Source organism: Dermacoccus sp. Tok2021 (genome assembly GCF_019895135.1).
Lineage (GTDB): Bacteria > Actinomycetota > Actinomycetes > Actinomycetales > Dermatophilaceae > Dermacoccus > Dermacoccus abyssi.
The window spans coordinates 1-5207 of the sequence record NZ_JAGTHU010000044.1; the positions used below are offsets into that span (position 1 = coordinate 1).

The following is a 5207-nucleotide window of genomic DNA, read 5'->3' on the forward strand; positions in this document are numbered from 1 at the left end:
TTTTTTAACGGAGAGTTTGATCCTGGCTCAGGACGAACGCTGGCGGCGTGCTTAACACATGCAAGTCGAACGATGAAGCGCCAGCTTGCTGGTGTGGATTAGTGGCGAACGGGTGAGTAACACGTGAGTAACCTGCCCCCTACTCTGGGATAAGCCTGGGAAACTGGGTCTAATACTGGATATGACCAATCACTGCATGGTGTGTTGGTGGAAAGATTTTTTGGTGGGGGATGGACTCGCGGCCTATCAGCTTGTTGGTGGGGTAATGGCCTACCAAGGCGACGACGGGTAGCCGGCCTGAGAGGGCGACCGGCCACACTGGGACTGAGACACGGCCCAGACTCCTACGGGAGGCAGCAGTGGGGAATATTGCACAATGGGCGAAAGCCTGATGCAGCGACGCCGCGTGAGGGATGACGGCCTTCGGGTTGTAAACCTCTTTCACCAGGGACGAAGCTAACGTGACGGTACCTGGAGAAGAAGCACCGGCTAACTACGTGCCAGCAGCCGCGGTAATACGTAGGGTGCGAGCGTTGTCCGGAATTATTGGGCGTAAAGAGCTTGTAGGCGGTTTGTCGCGTCTGCTGTGAAAGACCGGGGCTTAACTCCGGTTCTGCAGTGGGTACGGGCAGACTAGAGTATGGTAGGGGAGACTGGAATTCCTGGTGTAGCGGTGAAATGCGCAGATATCAGGAGGAACACCGATGGCGAAGGCAGGTCTCTGGGCCATTACTGACGCTGAGAAGCGAAAGCATGGGGAGCGAACAGGATTAGATACCCTGGTAGTCCATGCCGTAAACGTTGGGCGCTAGGTGTGGGGCTCATTCCACGAGTTCCGTGCCGCAGCTAACGCATTAAGCGCCCCGCCTGGGGAGTACGGCCGCAAGGCTAAAACTCAAAGGAATTGACGGGGGCCCGCACAAGCGGCGGAGCATGCGGATTAATTCGATGCAACGCGAAGAACCTTACCAAGGCTTGACATACACCGGAATCATGCAGAGATGTGTGCGTCTTCGGACTGGTGTACAGGTGGTGCATGGTTGTCGTCAGCTCGTGTCGTGAGATGTTGGGTTAAGTCCCGCAACGAGCGCAACCCTCGTTCCATGTTGCCAGCACGTGATGGTGGGGACTCATGGGAGACTGCCGGGGTCAACTCGGAGGAAGGTGGGGATGACGTCAAATCATCATGCCCCTTATGTCTTGGGCTTCACGCATGCTACAATGGCCGGTACAGAGGGTTGCGAAACTGTGAGGTGGAGCTAATCCCAAAAAACCGGTCTCAGTTCGGATTGGGGTCTGCAACTCGACCCCATGAAGTCGGAGTCGCTAGTAATCGCAGATCAGCAACGCTGCGGTGAATACGTTCCCGGGCCTTGTACACACCGCCCGTCAAGTCACGAAAGTTGGTAACACCCGAAGCCGGTGGCCTAACCCTTGTGGGGGGAGCCGTCGAAGGTGGGACTGGCGATTGGGACTAAGTCGTAACAAGGTAGCCGTACCGGAAGGTGCGGCTGGATCACCTCCTTTCTAAGGAGCACATGAGCTCTTGCATCACCGCGTGTGTGATGGGAGTGTGCTGGGTGGAACGATGATCATGGTGCACGCACTGCTCGCTCGAGCAAGCTCAAGTACAACACTGTCTTCGGATGGTGTGGGGAACGGGCTGGCCGAGGTGGGGTGGTGGGTGTGATTGGCGCGTTGTTGGGTTCTCAGGACATGCATCATGCGTGTTCTGGGGTTTGGCTGGCACTGACAGCCCGGCCACGAACGACTGCACGTGAGGACCTGTGAGGGTTCGGTGTGGTTGTGGTGGGTTGGTTGGTGTGTGGCGTGTTGTTTGAGAATTACACAGTGGACGCGAGCATCTAGTATCTGTGATCTTTAAGTTTTTAAGGGCACACGGTGGATGCCTTGGCACCAGGAACCGATGAAGGACGTTGTAATCTGCGATATGCCTCGGGGAGTCGATAAACAGGCTGTGATCCGGGGATTTCCGAATGGGGAAACCCGACCAGAATCATGTCTGGTCACCTGCACCTGAACACATAGGGTGTTGGGAGGGAACGTGGGGAAGTGAAACATCTCAGTACCCACAGGAAGAGAAAACAAGAGTGATTCCGTGAGTAGTGGCGAGCGAAAGCGGATGAGGCTAAACCATGATCGTGTGAGACCTGTCAGGGGTTGCGGTTGTGGGGTTGTGGGACAGTGCTGACCTTGTCTGACAGCAGGGTGCGCAGTAAGAAACCAGTTGTGTAGTCGAACAGTTTTGAATGGCTGGGCGTAGAGGGTGCGACTCCCGTAGACGAAACATAGCTGGCTGTGTTGTGCTGTTTCCCAAGTAGCACGGGGCCCGTGAAATCTCGTGTGAATCTGGCAGGACCACCTGCTAAGCCTAAATATTCCCTGGTGACCGATAGCGGACTAGTACCGTGAGGGAAAGGTGAAAAGAACCCCGGGAGGGGAGTGAAATAGATCCTGAAACCGTGTGCTTACAATCCGTCGGAGCCTCTGTGTGGGGTGACGGCGTGCCTTTTGAAGAATGAGCCTGCGAGTTAGTGCTCAGTGGCGAGGTTAACCCGTGTGGGGTAGCCGTAGCGAAAGCGAGTCCGAAGAGGGCGTTTGAGTCGCTGGGTCTAGACCCGAAGCGGAGTGATCTACCCATGGCCAGGTTGAAGCGCCGGTAAGACGGCGTGGAGGACCGAACCCACTTAGGTTGAAAACTGAGGGGATGAGCTGTGGGTAGGGGTGAAAGGCCAATCAAACTCCGTGATAGCTGGTTCTCCCCGAAATGCATTTAGGTGCAGCGTCGCGTGTTTCTTGCCGGAGGTAGAGCTACTGGATGGCTGATGGGCCCCACCGGGTTACTGACGTCAACCAAACTCCGAATGCCGGTAAGTGAGAGCGTGGCAGTGAGACTGCGGGGGATAAGCTTCGTAGTCGAGAGGGAAACAGCCCAGATCATCAGCTAAGGTCCCTAAGCGTGTGCTAAGTGGGAAAGGATGTGGAGTTGCTGTGACAACCAGGAGGTTGGCTTAGAAGCAGCCACCCTTTAAAGAGTGCGTAATAGCTCACTGGTCAAGTGATTCTGCGCCGACAATGTAGCGGGGCTCAAGCACATCACCGAAGCTGTGGCAATGACACACATACCCTTAACGGGGGTGTTGTTGGGTAGGGGAGCGTCGTGTGGCGAGTGAAGCGGCCGAGTGATCGAGTCGTGGATGCTACACGAGTGAGAATGCAGGCATGAGTAGCGAATGACGGGTGAGAAACCCGTCCGCCGAATAACCAAGGGTTCCAGGGTCAAGCTAATCTGCCCTGGGTAAGTCGGGACCTAAGGCGAGGCCGACAGGCGTAGTCGATGGACATCCGGTTGATATTCCGGAACCGGCGAAGAACCGCCCATACTGAACCATGGGATGCTAACCACCCGAACCATGAACGCCGAGCCTTCGGGCTCATTGTTCATGGGGAGCGTGGGACCCGATCGTGTAGTAGGTAAGCGATGGAGTGACGCAGGAAGGTAGCCTCCGCGGGGCGATGGTTGTCCCCGTTCAAGCATGTAGGCCGAACGTCTAGGCAAATCCGGACGTCGTATTGGCTGAGATGTGATGGTGACCACGTATGTGGGAAGTAGGGTGATCCTATGCTGTCGAGAAAAACTTCTAGCGAGGTTCGAGCCGCCCGTACCCCAAACCGACTCAGGTGGTTAGGTAGAGAATACTAAGGCGATCGAGTGAATCGTGGTTAAGGAATTCGGCAAAATGCCCCCGTAACTTCGGGAGAAGGGGGGCCCAAGCCTTGAAGCACTTGCGTGCTAGGGGTGAGGGTCGCAGAGACCAGGGAGAAGCGACTGTTTACTAAAAACACAGGTCCGTGCGAAGAAGTAATTCGATGTATACGGACTGACGCCTGCCCGGTGCTGGAAGGTTAAGAGGACTGGTTAGTCACCTTGTGTGGCGAAGCTGAGAATTTAAGCCCCAGTAAACGGCGGTGGTAACTATAACCATCCTAAGGTAGCGAAATTCCTTGTCGGGTAAGTTCCGACCTGCACGAATGGCGTAACGACTTCTCCACTGTCTCAACCACGAACTCGGCGAAATTGCAGTACGAGTAAAGATGCTCGTTACGCGCAGCAGGACGGAAAGACCCCGGGACCTTTACTACAGTTTGGTATTGGTGTTCGGTACGGCTTGTGTAGGATAGGTGGGAGACTGTGAAGCATTAGCGCCAGCTGGTGTGGAGTCATTGTTGAAATACCACTCTGGTCGTATTGAGCTCCTAACTTCGGTCCGTGATCCGGATCAGGGACAGTGCCTGATGGGTAGTTTAACTGGGGCGGTTGCCTCCCAAAGGGTAACGGAGGCGCCCAAAGGTTCCCTCAGCCTGGTTGGCAATCAGGTTTTGAGTGTAAGTGCACAAGGGAGCTTGACTGTGAGACAGACATGTCGAGCAGGCACGAAAGTGGGGACTAGTGACCCGACGGTGGCTTGTGGAAGCGCCGTCGCTCAACGGATAAAAGGTACCCCGGGGATAACAGGCTGATCTTGCCCAAGAGCTCATATCGACGGCATGGTTTGGCACCTCGATGTCGGCTCGTCGCATCCTGGGGCTGGAGTAGGTCCCAAGGGTTGGGCTGTTCGCCCATTAAAGCGGTACGCGAGCTGGGTTTAGAACGTCGTGAGACAGTTCGGTCCCTATCCGCTGTGCGCGTAGGAAACTTGAGAAGACCTGTCCCTAGTACGAGAGGACCGGGATGGACGAACCTCTGGTGTGTCAGTTGTTCTGCCAAGGGCACGGCTGATTGGCTACGTTCGGAAGTGATAACCGCTGAAAGCATCTAAGCGGGAAGCACGCTTCAAGATAAGGTTTCCATAACACTACGGTGTTGAGAGGTTCCCCAGAGACGATAGGGTTGATAGGCCGGATGTGGAAGCTCAGTAATGAGTGAAGCTGACCGGTACTAATAAACCGACAACTTAAAACATCACCAAGTGTTCTGGTGCTCGCGTCCCTGTGTAATTCTGAAACAACAACCACATCTCGTCAGATGAGTTGGTTAGTTTCATAGTGTTACGGTGGTTATAGCGAAGTGGGAAACGCCCGGTCACATTCCGAACCCGGAAGCTAAGCCCTTCAGCGCCGATGGTACTGCACTCGCCAGGGTGTGGGAGAGTAGGACACCGCCGGACTCCTTCAAAAAGAGAAGG

At 55.2% G+C, this 5207-nt stretch carries 3 rRNA genes; all 3 read left to right on the forward strand.

Annotated elements, in window-relative coordinates:
* Positions 1–4: 4 nt before the first annotated feature.
* Positions 5–1527: ribosomal RNA gene (locus K9D12_RS14675) — 16S ribosomal RNA — on the forward strand.
* 352 nt (positions 1528–1879) lie between these two features.
* A 23S ribosomal RNA gene (locus tag K9D12_RS14680) occupies positions 1880–4984 on the forward strand.
* 87 nt (positions 4985–5071) lie between these two features.
* Positions 5072–5189, forward strand: a 5S ribosomal RNA gene (gene rrf, locus K9D12_RS14685).
* Together the 16S, 23S and 5S rRNA genes form the textbook arrangement of a ribosomal RNA operon.
* The last annotated feature ends 18 nt before the right edge of the window (positions 5190–5207 follow it).